Origin of the sequence: Paenibacillus sp. EZ-K15 (assembly GCF_002573715.1) — a bacterium.
In the GTDB taxonomy this organism is placed as follows: domain Bacteria; phylum Bacillota; class Bacilli; order Paenibacillales; family Paenibacillaceae; genus Paenibacillus_AQ.
The window spans coordinates 715,085-736,401 of the sequence record NZ_PDHM01000017.1 but is presented as its reverse complement, the minus strand read 5'-3'; the positions used below and the strand labels follow the sequence as shown (position 1 = coordinate 736,401).

General features: G+C 50.2%; 18 protein-coding genes. 15 read left to right on the top strand and 3 right to left on the bottom strand.

The genetic code is table 11. The annotated features are described in order from the left end of the window. Positions 1-125 precede the first annotated feature (125 nt). The gene (locus CRG97_RS19935) at positions 126-1,019 is read right to left on the bottom strand and encodes a hypothetical protein (RefSeq protein ID WP_098746520.1); all 894 of its coding nucleotides are present in this window, start codon (positions 1,017-1,019) and stop codon (positions 126-128) included. Positions 1,020-1,381: 362 nt separating this feature from the next. Here CRG97_RS19935 and CRG97_RS19930 point away from each other — a divergent pair, with 362 nt between their 5' ends. The 10 genes from CRG97_RS19930 (at position 1,382) to CRG97_RS19885 (ending at position 11,851) form a co-directional block, all read left to right on the top strand. Continuing rightward, positions 1,382-2,230 carry a WXG100 family type VII secretion target gene (locus CRG97_RS19930; protein WP_098746518.1) on the top strand — a complete coding sequence of 283 codons (849 nt, stop codon included), beginning with the start codon at positions 1,382-1,384 and terminating at the stop codon, positions 2,228-2,230. 17 nt (positions 2,231-2,247) lie between these two features. After that, entirely contained in the window at positions 2,248-2,448 is a 201-nt protein-coding gene (locus CRG97_RS19925) for a hypothetical protein (RefSeq protein ID WP_098746517.1), read from the top strand. 5 nt (positions 2,449-2,453) lie between these two features. Continuing rightward, positions 2,454-2,774 carry a DUF4176 domain-containing protein gene (locus CRG97_RS19920; RefSeq protein ID WP_098746515.1) on the top strand — a complete coding sequence of 107 codons (321 nt, stop codon included), beginning with the start codon at positions 2,454-2,456 and terminating at the stop codon, positions 2,772-2,774. A 204-nt stretch (positions 2,775-2,978) separates the two neighbouring features. Then, positions 2,979-5,048: a bifunctional aldolase/short-chain dehydrogenase gene (locus CRG97_RS19915; RefSeq protein ID WP_098746513.1), complete on the top strand. Its 2,070-nt coding sequence runs from the start codon at positions 2,979-2,981 to the stop codon at positions 5,046-5,048. 106 nt (positions 5,049-5,154) lie between these two features. Then, complete coding sequence (gene rhaA / locus CRG97_RS19910) at positions 5,155-6,414, top strand: L-rhamnose isomerase (protein ID WP_098746511.1); 1,260 nt, start codon at positions 5,155-5,157, stop codon at positions 6,412-6,414. A 77-nt stretch (positions 6,415-6,491) separates the two neighbouring features. Then, a complete protein-coding gene (locus CRG97_RS19905) occupies positions 6,492-7,961 on the top strand; it encodes a rhamnulokinase (RefSeq protein ID WP_098746509.1) in 1,470 nt (489 codons plus the stop codon). A gap of 30 nt (positions 7,962-7,991) precedes the next feature. Next, complete coding sequence (locus CRG97_RS19900) at positions 7,992-8,768, top strand: DeoR/GlpR family DNA-binding transcription regulator (RefSeq protein ID WP_098746734.1); 777 nt, start codon at positions 7,992-7,994, stop codon at positions 8,766-8,768. A 105-nt stretch (positions 8,769-8,873) separates the two neighbouring features. Further along, entirely contained in the window at positions 8,874-9,611 is a 738-nt protein-coding gene (locus CRG97_RS19895) for a (Fe-S)-binding protein (RefSeq protein WP_098746732.1), read from the top strand. Continuing rightward, complete coding sequence (locus CRG97_RS19890; RefSeq protein WP_098746507.1) at positions 9,598-11,118, top strand: LutB/LldF family L-lactate oxidation iron-sulfur protein; 1,521 nt, start codon at positions 9,598-9,600, stop codon at positions 11,116-11,118. The genes CRG97_RS19895 and CRG97_RS19890 overlap by 14 nt, the downstream gene beginning before the upstream one ends. Next, entirely contained in the window at positions 11,111-11,851 is a 741-nt protein-coding gene (locus tag CRG97_RS19885; protein ID WP_098746505.1) for a LutC/YkgG family protein, read from the top strand. Before CRG97_RS19890 ends, CRG97_RS19885 begins: the two co-directional genes overlap by 8 nt. A gap of 194 nt (positions 11,852-12,045) precedes the next feature. On the opposite strand, the gene CRG97_RS19880 is transcribed toward CRG97_RS19885, so the two are convergent. Next, positions 12,046-12,900, bottom strand: a complete 855-nt coding sequence (locus CRG97_RS19880; RefSeq protein WP_098746503.1) for an SDR family oxidoreductase — start codon at positions 12,898-12,900, stop codon at positions 12,046-12,048. A 1,115-nt stretch (positions 12,901-14,015) separates the two neighbouring features. Between CRG97_RS19880 and CRG97_RS19870 the strand changes: the two genes are divergently transcribed. Both CRG97_RS19870 and CRG97_RS19865 read left to right on the top strand, forming a co-directional pair. Then, entirely contained in the window at positions 14,016-15,524 is a 1,509-nt protein-coding gene (locus CRG97_RS19870) for a UDP-N-acetylmuramoyl-L-alanyl-D-glutamate--2,6-diaminopimelate ligase (protein ID WP_098746498.1), read from the top strand. Positions 15,525-15,556: 32 nt separating this feature from the next. Further along, the gene (locus CRG97_RS19865) at positions 15,557-16,633 is read left to right on the top strand and encodes a PQQ-dependent sugar dehydrogenase (protein ID WP_098746731.1); all 1,077 of its coding nucleotides are present in this window, start codon (positions 15,557-15,559) and stop codon (positions 16,631-16,633) included. Between the two features lie 222 nt (positions 16,634-16,855). Here the strand turns inward: CRG97_RS19865 and CRG97_RS19860 are convergent, their stop codons facing one another. Continuing rightward, positions 16,856-17,503 (bottom strand): helix-turn-helix transcriptional regulator, encoded by a 648-nt coding sequence (locus CRG97_RS19860; protein WP_098746496.1) that lies wholly within the window; start codon positions 17,501-17,503, stop codon positions 16,856-16,858. Positions 17,504-17,790: 287 nt separating this feature from the next. On the opposite strand from CRG97_RS19860, the gene CRG97_RS19855 reads away from it, so the two are divergent. From CRG97_RS19855 to CRG97_RS19845, 3 genes are all read left to right on the top strand, one after another. Continuing rightward, positions 17,791-18,027: an indolepyruvate ferredoxin oxidoreductase subunit alpha gene (locus tag CRG97_RS19855; protein WP_015736133.1), complete on the top strand. Its 237-nt coding sequence runs from the start codon at positions 17,791-17,793 to the stop codon at positions 18,025-18,027. A 1,015-nt stretch (positions 18,028-19,042) separates the two neighbouring features. Next, the gene (locus CRG97_RS19850) at positions 19,043-20,203 is read left to right on the top strand and encodes an ROK family transcriptional regulator (RefSeq protein ID WP_098746494.1); all 1,161 of its coding nucleotides are present in this window, start codon (positions 19,043-19,045) and stop codon (positions 20,201-20,203) included. A 29-nt stretch (positions 20,204-20,232) separates the two neighbouring features. Continuing rightward, complete coding sequence (locus CRG97_RS19845) at positions 20,233-21,237, top strand: asparaginase (protein ID WP_098746491.1); 1,005 nt, start codon at positions 20,233-20,235, stop codon at positions 21,235-21,237. The last annotated feature ends 80 nt before the right edge of the window (positions 21,238-21,317 follow it).

Genomic DNA, 21,317 nt, shown 5'->3' with positions numbered 1-21,317 from the left:
TCTTTAGATATCAGAAAGTATAAACTTCGAAGCATGGACCTTCCTGATATCGCAAGAAAAACATCCTAGAAACGCGGTCTGTCTTCTGAGAATGTTCGTCGATAGTCGTTTTTCTTATGCAAGTCTTATACATTACGTGTGGATTGGGCATGGTGGACAGGTTCAGCGGTTGCATTGGACTGACTGAGCAGCCATATAACTGGCGTGAATGCGACGAGAAAACAGCTGCCCGCCAGAATTGGAAGCAAGGACCATTCAGCGATGGAGTATCCAAGAAACGTCTGCCATCCGATGGCGATTAATCCGAGCAAATATGCCAGACCGCTAATATGGATGAGGATCGGTTTAACTGCAGGATTGACGGATTTCCTCATGGACAGCCACGCCACAAAAGGGATCGCCTGCAGTGCATGAAACCCTAGTCCGTGCAGCCAGATGATATTGCCGCCGATCCCGGTAAAGCGTCCCGCATTGATGGAGATCCATATGCCGGCTGCAAAAGATACCAGCACCGCGATCATGGCATAACGAATGCCGAGTCCGAGTTCCGGATGAGCTTCCGTTACACGCTTGCGGAAGTATTGGGTGCCAAGGATCAGGTAGAACACGACAAGCAGCATCGCAACGGCAGGGAAAATAGCCGAGATGACATGATCAAAGGTCGAGCCGTTCTGAACGAATCGCGGATCGACACCGCGGAAATTTTGAACGGTTTCGGCGAAGTAGGAGAACAGAACGAGCGGAATATAGCACCAGCGGTAGAACGATTTGCTTTGTGGCCTCATACCGGAAACCGGCAAAATGATTGCGGTTGATACGATGAAGATCCCCAGAGCCGCGTTGAAGGAAAACGCTTTGGAGATATCTCCATCCGGCGAGACAGGCCCTCCATTCAGCAATACCCATATCCCGCATATTCCGGCTAACAAAAACCCGAGCAGCCCTGTCAGCAAAAGCCAAGTCTCCTGCTTATACAGCTTGAACGCCCAGTTCGTCGTTTCACGTGCAAGTTGATTCATATGAATGACACCCTCTCCGTAATGATGAATTGTTTATAATTTACAGGAGAATGGGGGGGACTTTAACGGGCTGGGGATGTAACAGAACCCTGTACCCCGGAATGATTTCTGGGCTGGACTAAAGCCGGGGATGAAGCAAGTGTTATTCAGGACGGGAGAAAAAGGATGCCAGTTCTTTTTTACTAGATTAGCCACTAAGAAATGAACCTCTCGTTTGATTGCTCCTTTCCTGTATACCTACTAAAATTGTAAAATGTGGTTATTCACGCGGTAGAACGGATTAAGTAGGTTATGGAATTGAAATTTGTAATGTAGGCTGCCTAAAGAGCAGAGGCAGTAAGACAGAAGGGGCGTCCATATTTATGTCCAATCGAATTTTAGTTACACCCGAGCAATTGGAACAGGTATCCACGCAATTTGCGCAGTCAGGGCAACTTAGCAGCGATTTGGTGGAGCGGCTTCAACGAAGCATTCATGAAATGGAAGGCCAGTGGGAGGGGATGACCCGTGAGCGGTTTTACGGGGATTACCAGCAAGCCAGAGCGACCATGGTCAAGTTCGTGGAGTGCTTGCAATCGATATCCACCGAGCTGAAGCGAATTTCCGTCAAATTCCGTTCCACGGATGAGATGGTCCATGGCGCCGCAGCGGGAGGAGCAGTTGCGGGTGCAGGTGTTCTGGCAGGCGCTGCTTCTGGAGCCGGAATCGCCACGGCAGCAGCAGGCTCGGCAACCAAGGCTTCCGGTGTTTCTTCTAAATCCTCAACTAACCCGCTGGATGCAGCACTGAAAGGCGTAAATGTGGAAGGCAGCGTAATCAAGCATGAAGAGAATGGGTTATTTGCCAAGGCCATAACAGGCAGTGCAGGGGCCAGCCTTACCGAAGGAGCGCATGCCAGCGGGGCTGTTGTAGAAGCAGGCTATGCTAACGATCATGTCGAAGGATCGGTTAGCCTGGTTAAGGCCGAAGTCGAGGCAGCTGTTAAGGATGGAACGCTCAGTATTGGGGCTGAAGCTACATTAAACAAATATGAAGGCGGCGTGAATATTCCGCTTCCATGGACGGATAAGGAGCTGCATATTGGAGGTTCCGCCTCACTCGGCGTACTCGGCGCATCCGCTGAGGTAGGGAAGAGCGGTTTAAAGTTCCACGTACCGTTAGGACCAGGAGCAAGCCTTGTCGGGGTCGGAGGAGCGATTACGGTAAAATAGAAGGAGGGGCACCGTCGATGATTGATAAACAAAAACGGTTCAAATACATAATGGTGATCATTGCTGTTGTCGGTGTACTGGGTACCGTGATTCCTAATCTGCTTGACACGAGTTACGCAGCTGCGGAAAAAGCAGTCATCTGCTTGTCCTTTCTCATTGGAGTACCGCTCGTAGTGTCGATTGTATATTGGATCGGTAAAAAAATATTGAAGGGTTGATATATATGGAACAGCATGATCAAACGGAACAGAAGCTGCTGCCAATTGGATCTGTAGTCAAGTTCAAAGAATGGGACCAGACGCTGATGATCTATGGCCGAATGCAGAACGACTCCAAGACGTTGAAGCGTTGGGATTACGTGGCCTGCTTCTACCCTCACGGGAATCTTACCGCAGATTCCAATATCTTTTTCAACCATAAGGACATTTCGGAAATTGTATTTATGGGTTATGTCAATGAGGATGAAATCGCCTTTCGTGATGCCTTGATGGAAGGAATTGCGAAGGCGGATCAAATGGCAGCCGCAGGCTCAGACCCATCATAGATTGTAAAATAGCAGCTTTTGTCTAGAGGTAACTCTGGCAGGGCTGCTTTTTTTGTTTGCAACAGATTTATAAGATGGAATTCTAAATAAACGCATATAAATCTTTGTTTATTTTTGAAAATACACTATTCAAAGATAAACGGGCGTGATATTATGGGAAACAAATGAAAGCAAATTCATGTGGTCAATCGGAGGGGAAACTTCATGGTTCAAAGCTTATGGGAACAGTCAAAGGCACAGCAGGCACAACATACATTGGATGAGCTCGTCTACCGTTCGAATTTGATCGGTTCCGACCGGCGCGTATGCAACTGGGGCGGCGGCAACACATCCAGCAAAACAACGATTCAGGATTTTCGCGGCAAAGACATTGAGGTTATGTACGTGAAAGGCAGCGGTTCCGATCTGGCTACCATGAAATCGGGCAATTTCACAGGCTTGCGCATGGAGGATATTCGGCCGTTATTCGAAAGGGATTCGATGTCGGATGAGGAAATGGTGGCTTATCTGGGGCATTGCATGGTCGATGCGAAGCACCCGCGAGCATCCATTGAAACGCTGCTGCATGCGTTCTTGCCGTTTCAGCATGTGGACCATACCCACCCGGATGCCATTATCAGCTTATGCTGCGCCCATAACGGCAAAGAATTAGCACGAGAGATCTTTGGCGACCGATTTGTGTGGGTTCCTTACGTTCGTCCCGGATTTACCTTGTCGAAGATGATTGCCGAAGGGGTGTTGGCTAATCCGAAGGCCGAACTGGTACTGATGGAGAAGCATGGGCTTGTCACATGGGGCGATACATCGGAAGCCTGTTACGCGCAAACGATTCGTATCATTAGTGAAGCGGAAGCTTTCATCGAAGCTCGAGTAGATAACGACAAGCTGTTCGGCGGCCGGAAGCATACACCGCTTGCCTCGGAAGTGCGTCGCAGCATCGCTGCCAAAGTGATGCCTGCCGTTCGCGGCGCCGTCAGCGACGTGAAGAAAATGATCCTGTCCTTCGACGATGAAGATGACGTGCTGGACTTTGTCGGGGGTGCCGATTCGCCGAAGCTGTCCCAGGTAGGCGCTGCTTGCCCTGATCATCTGGTTCATACCAAGGTAGTGCCTCTCTTCATCGATTGGACTCCTGACGCCGAAGATGTGGAAGGCCTTAAGGCAAAGCTTATCGATGGCATTGCTGCTTACAAAGAGCAGTATAAAGCTTATTTTGAACGCAACCATCATGAAGGCGACGTCATGTTCGAGGCGGCTCCACGCGTCATTCTAATTCCCGGCATCGGCATGATCAACACGGGCAAGAGCTGGGCGATGTCGCAAGTCAGCGGCGCCCTGTATCATCGGGCGATTGCGGTCATGCGCGGTGCGACGGCCCTGGGCGATTTTGTATCCCTGAGTGAAAATGAATCCTACAACGTGGAGTATTGGCCGCTTGAGCTGTATAAACTGAGTCTTGCACCGGCTGAGGCGGAGTTTTCCCGCCAGATCGCTTTTATCACCGGGGGAGCAGGCGGTATCGGAAGTGCCACAGCCCGCAGGCTGGTAGCTGAAGGCGCGCATGTCGTTTTGGCGGATTTGAACCTGGAAGGGGCTCAGCAGGTTGCCGAGGAGATCAACGCAAAATACGGGGAGAATCGGGCATTTGCTGTTAAAATGGATGTAACCGACGAAGAAGCCGTGAAGCGCGCCTATCGAGAAACCTCCATCACTTATGGCGGTGTTGACATTATCGTCAACAATGCGGGCCTTGCAACCTCCAGCCCGTTTGACGAGACATCTCTGAAGGAATGGAACCTGAATATGAACGTGCTGGGCACAGGTTATTTCCTGGTTGCGCGGGAAGCCTTCTCGTTGATGAAGACACAGGGCGTTGGCGGAAGCATGGTATTTGTCGGATCGAAGAATTCCGTCTATGCCGGCAAGAACGTGACCGCATACAGCTCTGTAAAAGCAATGGAGGCTCATCTGGCGCGCTGCATTGCTGCTGAAGGCGGAGAATACGGCATTCGAGTCAACACCATTCTGCCGGACGCCATTCTCCAAGGTTCCGCGATCTGGAATTCGAACTGGAGAAACGAGCGGGCAGCAGCATACGGGATTGAACCCGATCAGCTGGAAGAGCATTATCGTAAACGCACGACGCTTCTTGTCAACATCTATCCGCAGGATATTGCCGAAGGCATTGCTTACTTTGCATCATCAAGATCTTCGAAGACGACCGGCTGCATGCTGACGATTGACGGCGGAGTACCTGCTGCGTTTACTCGTTAATCGAATGAAGGTTTGACACATCTACCGCAAGGAATCAAGGTTTCTTATTAAGATGGGGCGCTGGGTCTAATATGACCCGGCTATCCATCATACGGGAGGATATGTGATGAGGCAGGATGTTGCAAGGAACTTTGAAGAAGCTAAAAAGCTCTATGGGCAGCATGGCATCAACGTGGACGAAATCTTAACGGAACTTGAGCGCATCAAAGTCTCCATTCACTGCTGGCAAGGTGATGATGTCCGTGGATTCCTGTTCCGCGATCAGGAGCTATCCGGGGGCATCTCCGTGACCGGGGAATATCCCGGGGCTGCAGGTACGCCGGATCAGCTGCGAGCCGATCTGGAAAAAGCGATGTCGCTCATTCCGGGATCCCACAAGGTGAACCTCCACGCGATCTACGCGGATACCGACGAGTCCGTTGATTTGGATCAGCTCGAGCCGAGGCACTTCCAGTCCTGGGTGGATTGGGCCAAAGAACAAGGCATTGGCCTCGATTTTAATCCGACCTGCTTCTCCCACGGCAAATCGAAGGATGGGTTTACGCTGAGTCATGCCGATCCGGCTATCCGTCAATTTTGGATTGAGCATTGCAAGGCGTCGCGAAGAATCGGGGCTTACTTCGGGGAACAGCTGGGTCAAACCTGTGTGACAAATATCTGGGTTCCGGATGGATACAAGGATATGCCGGTAGACCGAATGGCACCGAGGCAGCGGCTGAAGGATTCGCTGGATGAGATTTTTGCTGAAGAAATGAATCCGCAATGGAACCTTGATGCCGTCGAGAGCAAGCTGTTCGGACTAGGCTCCGAGGCTTATGTTGTGGGTTCCCACGAGTTCTATATGGGGTACGGCATTCGAAACAACAAGCTGATCTGCCTGGATGCGGGTCACTTCCACCCAACCGAGAGCATTGCCGGCAAACTGTCGTCGCTTGCTCTTTTCACCGATGGACTTCTTCTCCACGTCAGCCGGCCAATGCGTTGGGACAGCGACCATGTCGTCATCATGGATGATGAACTGATCGAGATTGGACGCGAGCTGGTTCGCAATAATCTGCTGGATGTAACGCATATCGGACTGGACTTTTTCGATGCCAGCATTAACCGCATCGCGGCGTGGGTTATTGGCACACGCAATACGATAAAGGCACTGCTGCGTGCCATGCTGGAACCCATCGATAGGCTGAAGCAGGCTGAACTTGAAGGCGATTACACGACTCGCCTGGCGATATCGGAAGAGTTTAAATCCTATCCGTTTGGAGCGGTGTGGGATTATTACTGCGAACGCATGGGTGTACCTGTCAGAGAAGAGTGGCTGTCCGAAGTGAAACAGTATGAGAAGGATGTATTGCTGAAGCGTTCGTAAGCATGAGAAGAGACGGAGTACCACTCGGGTTCGTACCCGATTCGTTGATTTTGATCTGACAAGGAGGCTGGGGAGCGTTGAGCGTTCTTGCATTTGATTTGGGCGCAAGCAGTGGCAGGGCCATGCTGGGTCAATGGAACGGCCGCACCATCGACGTAACGGAAATCCACCGGTTCCCGAACGATCCGGTTCGAATCGGCGACCGTTTCCAATGGGATATATTACGGATCTACCACGAGGTGAAGCAGGGCCTGCTCCGGTTGAAGGGTCAGCATAACTTGCCGTCGAGCATCGGCATTGATACCTGGGCGGTGGATTTCGGTCTCCTGGATCGGAGCGGGGAGCTGCTCATGAATCCGTATCATTATCGGGACACACGTACGGATGGCGTGATGGAGCAGGTCTTCCAGGATGTGCCGCCTGCCGAGATCTTTGATCGGTCGGGGATTCAGTTCCTCTCGTTCAACACGATCTATCAGCTGGCTTCATTGCAGCGGCAGAAGCCCTACCTGCTTCAAGAAGCCGAGCGTTTTCTTATGATTCCCGATTTGCTGCGCTACTTCTTGACCGGCGAGATGGCGAATGAATTTACGAACGCCACCACAACGCAGCTGTATAACCCGCTTTCGGCGAGCTGGGATGATCATCTCTTGAAAGCATTGAATATTCCTCATAAGTTATTTCATCCTGTTGTTCAACCCGGTACGCATGTTGGTGCTTTGAGGTCATCCGTAACAGAGGAGCTGGGGATTCCATCCATTCCGCTCTATACGGTTGCAGAGCATGATACGGCTTCCGCCGTTGTCGCGGTTCCGGCACTGGAACGATCGTTTGCTTACTTAAGCTGCGGTACCTGGTCGCTGATGGGAACCGAAATCGATCAGCCTGTCATTCATGAACGGGCCAGAGAGCTGAACTTCACGAATGAGGGAGGAGCGTACGGTACGTACCGGCTGCTCAAGAACATCATGGGATTGTGGATTCTGCAGGAATGTCAGCGGACCTGGGGACGGGAAGGGTTAACGTATTCCTATCCCGAATTAATCAATATGGCGGATGCGGCGCCAGCATTTGCTTGTTTCATTGATCCCGATGATCTTGTATTCCTCCCTGCGGGTGATATGCCGAAGCGGGTAGTGGAATATGCGACCCGTACGAACCAGAGCGTTCCGCAGGGGATAGGTGCTCTTGTGCGCTGCATTATGGAGAGTCTGGCCATGCAATACCGTTATGTGCTGGAGTTGACCGAGGAATTGTCCGGGCAAAAATTTCAGGGCTTGCATATGGTAGGCGGTGGCATTCATAATGAAACATTATGTCAGTGGACTGCGAATGCGATAGGGAAGCCCGTATGGGCGGGTCCCGCGGAGGGCAGTGCCATCGGCAATATGGCCGTGCAGTGGATCGCGCAAGGCGAGCTATCCGATATATGGGAAGCACGCGCAGTCATTAGAGAGTCCTTCCCGGTCAAGACTTATGAGCCGAAGGAAACTCCCTTATGGGAGGAAGCTTACGGAGTGTTCGGTCAGCGGACCGGGAAGCGATAGAATATATGAACAGTAAGGATGGGCGGTATGATGCTGGTTGCAGAACGATATGAGAAAATAGTACAGTTGGTCAATGAAAGAGGGAGCATCCGAGTCTCCGAGCTGAGTCAGCTCTGCGGTGTAACGGAAGAAACGATTCGTCGCGATCTTGACAGGCTGGAGCAGGCCGGGCGCCTTCGCCGTTCCCATGGCGGAGCGGTTAGCGTGAAGGATCAACCGGAAATTCAGCGGTCGCAGCCGGAAATACCGTATGCTGAGCGGGAAATCATGCATGCGCTGGAGAAGCAACGGATCGCGGAGGAAGCGGTCAAGCGAATCCATCCGAATGATCGCATCCTGCTGGATGCAAGCTCTACGGCTTGGTACATGGCGAAAATCATACCGGATATTTCGATTACCGTGCTGACGAATTCGATTAAGGTGGCTGCTGAGCTGAGCACCAAGGAGAGGGTTCAGGTGATCTCCACAGGTGGCATTCTGGCTCATCGCTCCCTGTCCTTTGTCGGTCCGCTCGCGGAACGCTCGTTGGATGCTTACTACGTGGATAAAGCCTTTCTGTCATGCAAGGGTGTGCACATCGAGCGGGGCCTTAGCGAATCCAATGAGCTTCAAGCGAGAATCAAGCATAAAATGATCGGAATGACGGATGAGACCATTCTGCTCGCCGATGCCAGCAAATTCGGCACGCAGGCTTTTGCGCAGGTTGCCGATCTCTCCCAAGTGAATCTGATCATCACCGATCGCAGATTGAAGGAAGAGGAAGCGGCACCTTATCGAGCATTGGGTATCAAGATCGAATCTGTATAGAGCAAGCTGCTATAACCTATCAACATGGAATCCCCCCGTTCCGGGGGGTTCTTGCTAGAGGCCGATTCTTCGGTCCATATCCTGATGATTAGCGGGGTGAAGATGTTGAAGATTTCATTATTTGTCACTTGTCTCAGCGATGCCTTGTTCCCGCGGGTAGCTGAATCGATGGCAAAATTGCTGGCAAGGTACGGCGTGCAGCTGGAATTCCCCGAAATCCAGACTTGCTGCGGCCAACCGGCCTATAACAGTGGTTATTGGGATGATGCACGCATAAGTGCCAAGACGATTCTGGACGCTTTTGACGATAGCGACTTCGTTGTGTCCCCTTCCGGCTCCTGCACGTATATGATTCATCATTATCCGGATTTGTTCAAGGACGATCCCATATACCTGGATAAAGCGAAAGCGCTTCAATCCAAATGCTATGAGTTTACGCAATTCCTTGTTGACGTGCTGGGCGTGACCGATGTAGGCGCCGTTTATCCGCATAAGGTAACCTATCATCCATCCTGTCACGGAAGCCGTCTGCTCGGCGTTAAGGAGCAGCCGATGAAACTGCTCAGCCACGTCAAGGGGCTGGAGCTTGTTCCCTTGCCTTTTGCCGAGGATTGTTGCGGGTTCGGTGGAACGTTTGCCGTGAAAATGGCGGATATTTCGGGGGCGATGGTGACAGAGAAAAGCGATCATGTGCTGGAGACCGAGGCTTCCGTGCTTGTCGGCCTTGATATGGCTTGCCTCATGAATATTGCCGGCAATCTGCGCCACCGGGGCGAGAAGGTTCAGGTCAAGCATTTGGCCGAGCTGCTGTATGAGGGGGTGAGCGTACATGAGCACAGCTGAATCGAAAGCGCGTACAGTTAAGGAACGTGCAGGATACGCCCTTAATAACGATTTTCTGCGCAATGCGGTGAAGTTTACGACAGAGCGGCTGCGGCTTGGTAAAAAGCTTGCGTCGGAGGAGCATGGCAACTGGGATGCATGGAGGGAACGGGGACGCCAAATTCGGCTCCATACCATTGCGCACTTGGATTACTATTTGAATGAGTTTGCTGAACAGGCCAGGGCGAACGGAGCCCATGTCCATTTTGCGGAGACGGCGGAAGAAGCGGTCGCGATCTCCCTGCAGATTGCGGAGCATAAGGCGGCCAAGTCCGTCGTAAAATCAAAATCGATGGTGTCCGAGGAGTTGCATCTGAACAAGGCACTCGACTCGATCGGGGTGCAGGCCGTCGAAACGGATCTCGGTGAGTATATTATTCAGCTTGCGGATGAAACGCCATCTCATATCATCATTCCTGCCATCCATAAGAACCGTTATCAGATCGCGGAGCTGTTGTCCGCAGAGGCAGGCGAAACGCTGCCGCCCGATACGGCGATTATGGCCGGCTTTGTCCGCATGAAGCTGCGCGAGAAATTCCTTGAAGCGGACATTGGCATGACGGGTTGTAATTTTGCGATCGCCGAGACGGGCTCGATGGTATTGTTCGAGAATGAGGGCAATGCCCGCATGGTGACGACGGTGCCAAAGACACAGATTACCCTGATGGGCATGGAGCGGATTATCCCGTCATGGGCAGATCTCGAAGTGATGGCTACCTTGCTGCCGCGCTCGGCGACCGGTCAGAAACTGACGGTCTACATGTCCGGAATCAGTGGTCCGAAGAGAGAGTTGGATGCCGACGGACCGGACGAAATGCATATTATCATCATTGATAACGGACGTTCTCTCCAGCTCGGCGACCCCGAATTTCAGGAGCTGCTCAACTGCATACGCTGCGGCGCATGCCTGAATGCTTGTCCCGTATATCGCCATATTGGCGGGCACGCCTACGGAGGCACATATAGCGGCCCCATCGGTGCCGTATTAACGCCGGCATTGAACAAGAATGTCGCGGAATGGGACGATATCGCCAACGCATCCAGCCTGTGCGGGGCCTGTTATGAAGCATGCCCCGTGAAGATTCCGCTGCATGATATGTTGGTATCCTTGCGCCGCCGGAAGATTGAAGCTGGGCGCGGTGACAAGCTGGAAGCGATGGGAATGAAGGGCTTCTCGGCGATTATGGGGAATGCCAAGCGTTACCGTAGTGTGGTATCCCTCGGAAAGTGGGGGCAGAAATTGGTGGTGCGAGGCGGGGAGATCCGAACGCGGATCGGTCCTTTGAAGGGGTGGAATTCGTACAGGGTAACGCCGAGTCTCCCTAAGGAATCCTTCCGTGACCGGTGGCCGGAGATGGAGAAGGATATTCGCAGAACCTCCGGGTCGATGGACCCTGAAATCACAAACCGATTGAAGGAGCGGCTTCAGCAGCAGAAGTCCGGAAAGGGGGAGAATGCCCATGACTAACGAAACTGATCGCAGTTGGCTAATCCGTCTTGAAGAACAGTCTCGCAAGAAGCAAGAGCAGTTCATGGATGAAATCGCCGCGAAGCTGGGGAGAGACCGGGTTCGCACCGCTCCGGAGCACCCTTTCCGCGGTGCCCCCGACTTCTGGAATGAATTTGAGTGGCCGCTTGAGGAGCGGATTACACAGTTTACCGCCAACTTTGAAGCGGCAGGAGGCCATGTGGTAAGGCTGAGCAATCGCGAAGAAGTTAGCCGGTTTATTAGGGACAAAGCGATGGAGATGAGCGCGGCTACGATTCTTCGCCAGCAGGAAGAGGCGCTGGACCGCTTGGGGCTGGAGGAGAGTCTGCCGGAGGCACTTGTTCTCTCCTGGAATGATGCAGTCGACACGGACTGGAGGGCTGTAGCGGCCAGAGCCGATTTTGGCGTCGTCATGGCGGATTACACAGCGGCTTATAACGGTTCAATTACGGTGAAATCGGCCCCGCATAAAGGCAGATCCGTCAGCCTGCTTCCGACCGTGCTGATGGCAATCATCCCCGTAGAGCGAATGGTTACCCGACTAGGGGAGATTCTGGTTCAGTTCGATCAGGCCGGACGCGAGCAGCTGCCGGCGGGAATCCATTTCATCTCGGGTCCGAGCCGTTCCGCCGATATCGAGAATGATCTTACGATTGGCGTTCACGGGCCAGGTATCGTGTATGCCCTGCTGGTCGATTCCTATGAGAGTTAACGAATAACACAGGAAACACAGGATACCGGATAGCCCCAAGCGGGAGCAGTTATGACATGCTCACGGCTTGGGGCTATTTTAAGATTATGGAATGTATAAGTTTTCAGTGAAGCTGAAAATTTCGATAAACCTCTAAAGGCAGTCTGTCTGCTGTAGTAAAAGTACGTCGATAGATGTTTTTCTTACATATGAGGTTATTTGCCTTTGCGTGTCAGTTCGGCCAGACGGTCCCATTGCTCATGGGTTACTTCCGCCAAGTCGTTGAATTGCCCCGCCCCCCTCAGCCATTCGCCGCCATCGATGGTGATCACGTCACCATTAATATAACCGGCAAAATCGGAAATGAGATAGGCGGCAAGATTAGCCAGTTCTTCTCCGTCCCCTACGCGCTTCAGGGGGATGCGGTCGATCATTTTTTGCTCCAGGTCCGGCGTAGGCGATAATCTTGACCAGGCGCCTTCGGTCGGGAACGGACCCGGGGCGATCGCTACCTGACGGATGCCGTAAGGGGCCCATTCTACCGCGAGAGATCGTGTCAGCGCAAGCACGCCCGCTTTTGCGGCTGCCGAAGGGACCACGTAGCCAGAGCCTGTCGAGGCATATGTTGTGACAATGTTGAGCATCGTTCCGCTTTTGCCCTGCTCAATCCAGCGTTTGCCGACTTCAAGGGTTGCGTAGAAGGTGCCGTGCAGCACAATGTTTAGCACGGCGTCTACAGCCCGAGGGGAGAGACGCTCCGTGGGGCTGATAAAATTCCCGGCAGCATTGTTGACAAGCACATCAATGCCTCCGTAATGCTGCTCTGCCGCTTCAACAAGAGCCGAGATCTGCGCAGGTTCCCGTACATCGCAGCTCTTGTACCATACCTCGCAGCCCTGCTGCCTTAGATCTTCAGCAGTTTGCTGGAGAACTTCCTCACGGCGTCCGCAGATGGCGAGTTTGGCGCCAAGCTGGGCGAATTTCTCCCCCATGGCGCGCCCCAGCCCCGTGGCGCCTCCCGTGATCAATACGACTTTATTTTGAAGCAAATCGTCAGTGAACGGTCCCATCGATGGTTCTCCTTTCAAGCAGATATGGAATAGCGGAATGGATCCTCTGTACGTGTCCTAAATTGGCAAGCTGCAATAACCTAGCAACATTGGTGTTGGAACCGTTTACTTCCAGCGTAACATGGTTAAGACTTCTAGTCATCACATTCTTTAAGTTGGCATGGAGTATAAGCTTGGATTGCGGGGAGTCGGTTGTGTGCCATGTGTGAATTACAATAAGACGGAGCTATTCGAAATTTCATGACGTTTCCCAAAGCAGATTGAGCGGATGGGAGGTTGGGAACAACTCGTCAGGCAGATTGAGCGGATAGCAGGTTGGAAACAACTCGTAAGGAAGGTGAGCAAGAGGCATGGAGCAACTTTACTCCTCATTGCAGGTGGACAAGGTAATGGAGGAAATCCCTCCACTAAAAAAGCCTCATTATCCAACGAGGGATATAGAGAATAACATCCAGAACCAGAGAAGCGTTACCAGATAAATTTTCTAGCTTGGTTCGTCCGGGCCAGTTAATCTTTCTCATGATATATTCACCTCATTTTCCAAAGAATTTGTTGGACTTAAAATTCCAAGTGCTTGCAGCTTAAAAATGTCATGATCGTCAATTTCATTATCACACCAACTAGCATTGGAAACAAATGAGTTACCTCTCTACCCACTATGTGTAACGATGGCCTGCAATACCGAAAACGAACCCATGATCAGACCGACTATTATTACGATTACAGCCCTGAATTTAATTTTCAATAAATCAATATCATCTTGTTCTACATCCTCAGGAATTCCATTGAACATTCGTAACCAATCATTATCTGGATGATTGAAGACATACAGGCCGAACAAAACGATCAGAACGTTGACCGTTATGATCAGAGCATAGAGTATTAGTAAAAACATAAGATCAACCCCTTAATGTTAAATACGCAGGAGCCAAATGGAGGTTCCAGTATATGGGGGGAAATGGAATCCGCCTTTTTCAGTTTCAGAATGCCTTTGCTTGGTTAGGTTAATAAGAAAAGCTGGTTAAAACGATACATCGTCGTAAATTCTACATCTTATATATCACACTGCCACTGACCCTGGGATTTTGATTACATCACGAGATGAGGAACCTGACATGATTCTGAAATCACTGACGGAGCAGCTGATACTTAAGACGATAACGGGCAGTACTTCCGTGGATATCACGAACCTGGAAACAGATTCAAGAGAGATCCGGCCTGGTGGCCTGTTTGTCTGTGTTCCGGGCTTTCACGTGGACGGCCATGACTATGCCCGGCATGCGATACGCAACGGCGCTGTTGCCATCGTAGCTGAGCGGGAGCTGCCGGTGCTTCCAGGAAACGTAACGCGTATAACGGTACCGGATACCCGAAGAATTCTGCCGATTCTCGCAAACGCTTTTTTTGAAGATCCCACGCAGCGGTTGAAACTGATCGGAATTACCGGGACGAACGGCAAGACAACGACAACCCATATGGTAGAAAAAATACTTAATGACGCTCACCGCAAAACGGGCATTATTGGCACACTTTACATGAAGATCGGAGATCATATGGAGAAGACGCTGAATACCACGCCGGATACGATACAGCTGCAGCGTTATTTTCACACGATGGTCACTCATGGCGGGGCCTATGCCGTGTTGGAAGTGTCTTCACACGGATTGGATATGGGGAGAGTGCGCGGATGCGATTTTCAGACCGTGGTCTTTACGAATTTATCGCATGATCATCTGGACTTCCACCAGAATATGGAGGGCTATCGCAATACGAAGGAGCTTTTGTTCGCCCAGATCGGTAACAGTAACCGTGATATGCTGAAGAAGGCCGTTTTGAATGCGGATGATGAAGCATCGTCCTATTATGCAAAACGTACATCCGCACAGATCGTAACTTATGGCATTCATAACGAGGCTGATGTTCGGGCGACGCACATTCAAAACATGCGGGAAGGCTGCACATTTCATGTAGAAACGCCATGGGGACACGGCGACTTTAGTCTGAAGGTGCATGGTGTTCATAATGTGTATAACGCACTTGCTGCCATGACCACTTGTCTGCTGGAAGGGGTAACGCTTGAAGAAATCCGCAGAAGTCTTCACCAATTTGTAGGGGTTCATGGACGATTTCAAGAAATAGAAACAGGAAGAAGATTTCACGTGGTTGTGGATTATGCGCATAATCCGGGTGGACTTAAGGCAACTTTGCAATCCGCCAAAGAAATCACTTCCGGCAAAATGATATGCGTGATGGGCTGCCGGGGCGAAAGAGATCGCTTGAAACGTCCGCTCATGGCGGACATTGCAGCTTCGTATTCGGATTATGTGTTGTTCACGACAGACAATTCGTTCTCGGAGGATCCGGAGCAGATTATGGCTGAGATGCTGGGTGGCTTAACCTCGCATGAAGCGGGAAATTGGGAGGTGATCCTGAATCGTAAAGAAGCCATTCAACGAGCTGTGGAATTGGCGGGTGACGAGGACAGGATCATTATTACCGGACGAGGACATGAGACACGTTATGTAGCAGGCAGCCAGATCGAATCGTTTAGCGATGAGGATATTGTGTTGCGTTCATTGCAGGACATGGAGCAAGGCATCCAGATGATGACACCGGAGCTATAAAATTACCCGGGAGGTGCTGGATTTTGAAACGAATGGTGGTTGGGGCAACTTTAATTGCAGTTTTGCTGCTTCTTGCCGCTTGTACACAGTCTTCTCCTTCTAAGGAAGAAGGGAGGCAGGAAAACCGTCGGGAGGAAAAAAATGATTCCGTTTATCAAGTGCTTGCAGAGCAGTTGAGGACACCTTGGTCTATCGATTTTGATGGCGATACGATTTATATCAGCGAGCGAGAAGGAAATATCGTTCAGATCAAGGACGGCACTTTTACCAGACAGTCGGTACATACCGAGAAGCCGGTCGCCCATCAAGGAGAAGGCGGATTCCTGGGCTTTGCGTTAGCTCCTGATTTTCAAAATTCTGGCAAGGGCTTCGCCTACCACACCTATAATCAGGATGGAAAAGTCATGAACCGGTTGGTCCTTCTAAAGCAGGAGGGGAATCAATGGACAGAGTCGCATGTCTTTCTTGAGCGCATTCCCGGCTCCAACGTACATAACGGCGGCAGAATTGCGATCGGACCCGACGGGATGCTCTACGTAACGACGGGAGATTCGGGTGAAGGAGAGCTTGCGCAAAACCAGGAGAGTCTAGCAGGCAAAATATTGCGATTGACGCTGGATGGCAAGGTCCCGGCGGATAATCCGACCGCAGGCTCTTATGTATATACGTTAGGGCATCGGAATTCGCAGGGCTTGGCTTGGAATTCGGAAGGTGAATTCTACAGCTCAGAGCATGGACCGTCCGGCACACCCGGCGGACATGATGAGATTAATGAGATCACGGCTGGCAGCAATTACGGCTGGCCCGAGATTATCGGAGATGAACAGCAAGAGGGCATGAAATCCCCGCTTTACCACAGCAGCGAAACGGCTATTGCTCCTTCAGGCATCGCTTTTGATGATGAGGGTCACATGTACGTGGCCACCCTTCGCGGCCAGAAGCTGTACCGATTTAAGCCGGAGAATGCCTCGCTTGAGTTGGTATTGGAGGGTGAGGGACGATTAAGAGACGTCAAAGTCCATGATGGCAAAACCTATGTCATTACCAACAATACCGATGGCCGGGGTGTGCCCTCCGATCAGGATGATCGACTGCTGGTGCTGAAATAATTCAATGAATTGTACATGTCTTGCAATTTAAGAGAATAGAATAGGACAAGTACAATAAGAAAAACGTCTATCGACGTACTTTCTCAGAAGACAGACCGCATATAGCGGAAGTTTTTCTTGCGAGATAAGGTGGGTAAGCCTCTGAAGTTTATACTTTCTTATCTCTTAACAAAAAAAGGCCCCTTCCTGTATGGAAGGAGCCTGAAGTGGCAATAACAGATATTATGTTTGCTTGGCTTCGGTTTGTTTTCGAATACGGTAGACGCATTTTTTGTCGCCCTTGGCAAGGCACTCGGTACGTTCCACATCTGCCTCCAGCAAGGATTGAAACAGGTCAAGCTCACAACGGCATGCGTGTTGGTACCGGTTGGCTACCTGGGATATGGGGCAGTTCAGTTCTTCGAGGAGATATTCTTCTTCGTTGACTTTTTTGTAATCCACCATATATCCATTGTCATTCTGAACCTGGGCCAGGGCTGCAACTCGATCTTCGAGCGCATCGGCTTTCACCGTAGGCGTGTACTTGTTCAGCAATGTATCCTTACGCTTGTTGAACAGCCGTGAAATCATTTCATTACCGGCCTCGTCCTGCAGCTCGTTCAGCAGATCGAGTGCAAGCGCATGATAGTTCTTAGGGAAAAAATCCTCGGCGGATTCCGTAAGACTGTATAAGGAGACGGGTCTTCCCATCGGTTGTTTCACGGTTCGATAGGTGATGTAACCCTCGCTCTTCAAGCTTTCTAGATGGCGCCGAACGGCCATGCCTGTTATGCCCAGTGCCTCAGTAATGGATTTTGTGCTGAGTTCACCATTTATTTTTAACATTTGCATGATATACTCGCGAGTACTGTATGCGACTTCTTGATCCACTATAATCACCGCCTTGTTTCTCGATGAATGCTTTCTTTTTTAACAAAAAAGGTTAAAAAGCAATATGTCTCATCTTATGTCTTTACTTTCTATAAGTCAACCGGAATGGCTGTTTTGAGGCTATCATCACGCGGTTTATTGACAATTGGCATGATTAACCACATAATTATGATATATTTTAGTATAAAAAGTATAGAAAACTAAGGAATTGATGAAGTTTGAGCTTTTTGCAATGATAGCCAGTCGAATGTTTGAAAGATTATTACACTCGGGAAGGTGGAATACGGATGTACGTTATTGGCTCAGCTTGTATTGAAGAGAAAGCGGGAGAATGCGTTGACGTTTGCCCTGTGGATTGCATAGAAGAAGGAGATGACCAGTTCTATATCGATACCGATATTTGTATCTCCTGCGGAGCTTGCGAAGCGGCTTGTCCGGTTGCGGCCATTTTCTATTTTGAGGATCTGCCGGAAGACCAGAAGCATTATTTCGATAAAGCGGTTGAATATTACAAAAATAAGTAGGGCGCTCCGGTTTGGTTCGCTCCGGTTTGAGGCTATCCGCTCTGTTGTCCGTCCGTTTCCGGATTGGAATAGGTAAGGTAGAAACTGACTCCCAAAGGATCGGCTATCGGGCGCTCCGGTTTGAGACTATCCGCTCTGTTGTCCATCCGTTTCCAGATTGGAAAAGGTAAGGTAGAAACGGACTCCCAAAGGATCGGCTATCCTCAAACCTCCGCTGGTGGGGGAAAACCCCAAGTTCAAAAGATAAAAGATTAACAGATTAAGAGAGTAACATTAGAGATTAAGTAATGATAAAAGAATTATAAAAGACTACGAACTATAAGAAATAATCATGTGTTAAGAGATCAAATAGAGAGTCAGCTATAATAAATGGGATTCAATAAACATGAAAGCCAGAGCACTCAAAAATTCAGGATCAAACATTTACTATCATGTAGATTCAGCGCATTCTATCAAGAATCAGAACAATATGAATATAAAGTTTCTATATACATAAGCCATCCGAGATCATTTGAGGGTCACCTCGAATTTATTTCTCGGGTGGTTTAATTCGTTTTAGGCGGGTAGCAGGGAAGCAACTAAAGACTTGGGATAATACCGAAATAATCATAGATTCCCTCCTTTTGAAGCCATCCGAGATGAAGAATGTACCCAGCATTCTTTCCTCAGATGGCTTTATTTATGAGGTGGAACGACGTTGTTATCTACATTTTAGGAGATTTTGTGTTAAGTTGATGTCATGTTGTGCGCGAAGCGCGGTCATCTGTATGTATGCACGAGATTGAATTTCTTTCGCAAAATATTGAAACACTTACATTTCCAGAAACAAAAAAATATTAATTTAAATGTGTCATATATATTGACACATTTACAAAACACGTTTTATTATTAATATCACTGGAGAATAAAAAAACAAAATTTGATAATAATCACGGTTTTTTGATGATTTCGGATCGTTTTATTTGGAAAAATGATCTAATTAATCTACTGGTGAAATTAAATAGGGGATGTCTTCATGAAAAAGCATGATCAAGACTTTATGAAGCGGCAGAACAGACTCACAGTATTCCAAATCATCAAGAACGAACAGCCGATTTCAAGAGCAGCTATTGCCAAACAGACGGGAATGAGTCCGACAACGGTCAGCCGGATCGTATCGGAGCTGACGGAAGAAGGGTACGTTCACGAAACGGAAGAACAAGCCTCAGCCGGACGCGGAAGAAAGTCTTCCTTAATAAGACTGCTGGATACGGCGGTCATCTCGATTGGCGTTGAGCTCGATCGCCATCAAGCCAATATTGGCTTCATCGATGTTCAGGGGAATGTATTGTGCAGCGGAAGTTTTCCGAGAGCAGCGGAGGATACAGCCGAAGCCACGGTGGCCCAAATTGCAAACACCATTGAGGAACTCATCGCGGAATGCGATATCGATCGCAGGCGGGTGGTGGGCATTGGCGTGGGACTGCCGGGCATCATCGATGTTGATGCCGGAGTGGTTAATTTCTCGGTACAGCTTGGTTGGAAGAATGTGAGGCTTGCCGAGAGACTCAAGGAATTAACCGGGCTTCAAGCGGTGGTAGACAATGAGCTTAAGGTAAAGGCATTGGCAGAGCAGCTTAAAGGCTCGGCATACGGCTCCAACCGGACGGTTCTCCTTGGGTTCGGTAATGGCGTAGGCTCAGCGCTGATCCTGGAAGGGGAGATTTACCGCGGGGTGACCAATAGCGCGGGGGAAATCGGACACACGACCGTTGATCCTGAAGGCATGATGTGTGACTGCGGAAAAGCCGGTTGCCTCCAAACTTATATCAATATACCGTCCTTGTTGTCGGAAGCCAGCAAGATTAAGCCTGTTCGTACGATTGAGGAACTGTTTGCGGAAAGACGGGCTGGAACACGATGGGCGACCTATTTAATCGATAGGGCACTCGCGTATATGGCGATTACGATTAATAACGTCGTCAGCATGTACAATCCAGACAGCGTCATATTGAGCGGTGAGATTCTGGACAAGTTCCCTGAAGTATATGAAGAGATCACCGAACTGTGCTACTCACAGTATATCTGGGAACCGCTTCAGGATTCCTTCACGATTGTCCGCTCCGAGCTTCACGAGCATGGGGTCATCATCGGATCGGGAATTGTCGCACAGGATCGTTATTTTCAATTGAATTAAATACATCTGAAGATCGGGGGAGCAAAATCATGGGATTTGTGCCATTGGTAGAGGAATATCGCGGAAACGTACTGGAGAACATCCACTACGGAGCGATCAGTGTTGTAGACGAGAGCGGAAAGGTGGTCTATGCAGCGGGTGATCCGCATCATATGACCTTTCTGAGATCAGCGGCTAAGCCGTTCCAAGCAATACCTGTGATGAAACGCCGGATTGACGAAGTGTACGGACTTACGGGGGAGGAAACAGCATTGTTTGCCGCTTCCCACCGGGGCGAACGCTTCCACATTGATGCATTAGAATCGATTCTGAAGAAAACCGGGATTCAGGAAGAAACGCTTCACTGCTGCGCAACTTATCCATTGAACGAGGATGCCAAGGCGCAGCGTCATCGCGATCATGAGGACAAGCGGCGGATCTTCCATAACTGCTCAGGCAAGCACAGCGGCTTGATTGCTTTGTGTAAGCATATGGGCTGGGACGAGAGCACGTATTACAAGCCGGAGCATCCGGTTCAGCAAGAAATCATCGAGACGCTGGCTTATTTTGCCGAAGTTCCGGTTTCCTCGATTCCGCAAGGCATTGATGGCTGTGGGCTTCCCATTTTCGCGCTTCCGCTGGACCGTATCGGATACGCTTTCCTTAAGCTGGCCTGCCCGGATTTGATCAAGGACGCAGAGACGGCGGATGCAGCTGCCAGAATGGCAAAGCTGATGAATGAGTATCCGGATATCATTGCAGACACGAAGTTTGTGTGCTCCGCCTTGCTCCGGGACCACAATCTGGCAGCCAAGGGCGGCGCCAAGGGTGTGTATGGCATCGGACTTCGGAAAGAACGCTTGGCGATCTCGCTTAAAGTATCCGATGGCTCCGAGCAAGTATGGCCATGCATTATCGCTTCCATTCTGGAGCGCCTCGGTTACAGCGATCAAGCTACGATCGACCGCTTGTATGCGCTTGTTCCGAATGAGATTTTCAATGATGGCGGTACGCTGGTTGGGAAGCGACGCGCGGTGTATGAATGGAATGTTTAAGCTGTGAGGAACTCAAGGTGATCGGCAGGATGTTACATGCTGACGCGGCGAGTGAATCTATAGATATTCACTACATCAAA

Bases quoted from the DNA above. Each gene is read 5' to 3' on its own strand.
- CRG97_RS19890 (WP_098746507.1), top strand. From the start codon at position 9,598: ATGAGCACAGCTGAATCGAAAGCGCGTACAGTTAAGGAACGTGCAGGA.
- CRG97_RS19920 (WP_098746515.1), top strand. From the start codon at position 2,454: ATGGAACAGCATGATCAAACGGAACAGAAGCTGCTGCCAATTGGATCT.
- CRG97_RS19845 (WP_098746491.1), top strand. From the start codon at position 20,233: ATGGGATTTGTGCCATTGGTAGAGGAATATCGCGGAAACGTACTGGAG.
- CRG97_RS19865 (WP_098746731.1), top strand. From the start codon at position 15,557: ATGGTGGTTGGGGCAACTTTAATTGCAGTTTTGCTGCTTCTTGCCGCT.
- CRG97_RS19900 (WP_098746734.1), top strand. From the start codon at position 7,992: ATGCTGGTTGCAGAACGATATGAGAAAATAGTACAGTTGGTCAATGAA.
- CRG97_RS19915 (WP_098746513.1), top strand. From the start codon at position 2,979: ATGGTTCAAAGCTTATGGGAACAGTCAAAGGCACAGCAGGCACAACAT.
- CRG97_RS19885 (WP_098746505.1), top strand. From the start codon at position 11,111: ATGACTAACGAAACTGATCGCAGTTGGCTAATCCGTCTTGAAGAACAG.
- CRG97_RS19935 (WP_098746520.1), bottom strand. From the start codon at position 1,019: ATGAATCAACTTGCACGTGAAACGACGAACTGGGCGTTCAAGCTGTAT.
- rhaA (WP_098746511.1), top strand. From the start codon at position 5,155: ATGAGGCAGGATGTTGCAAGGAACTTTGAAGAAGCTAAAAAGCTCTAT.
- CRG97_RS19925 (WP_098746517.1), top strand. From the start codon at position 2,248: ATGATTGATAAACAAAAACGGTTCAAATACATAATGGTGATCATTGCT.
- CRG97_RS19880 (WP_098746503.1), bottom strand. From the start codon at position 12,900: ATGGGACCGTTCACTGACGATTTGCTTCAAAATAAAGTCGTATTGATC.
- CRG97_RS19855 (WP_015736133.1), top strand. From the start codon at position 17,791: ATGTACGTTATTGGCTCAGCTTGTATTGAAGAGAAAGCGGGAGAATGC.
- CRG97_RS19870 (WP_098746498.1), top strand. From the start codon at position 14,016: ATGATTCTGAAATCACTGACGGAGCAGCTGATACTTAAGACGATAACG.
- CRG97_RS19930 (WP_098746518.1), top strand. From the start codon at position 1,382: ATGTCCAATCGAATTTTAGTTACACCCGAGCAATTGGAACAGGTATCC.
- CRG97_RS19850 (WP_098746494.1), top strand. From the start codon at position 19,043: ATGAAAAAGCATGATCAAGACTTTATGAAGCGGCAGAACAGACTCACA.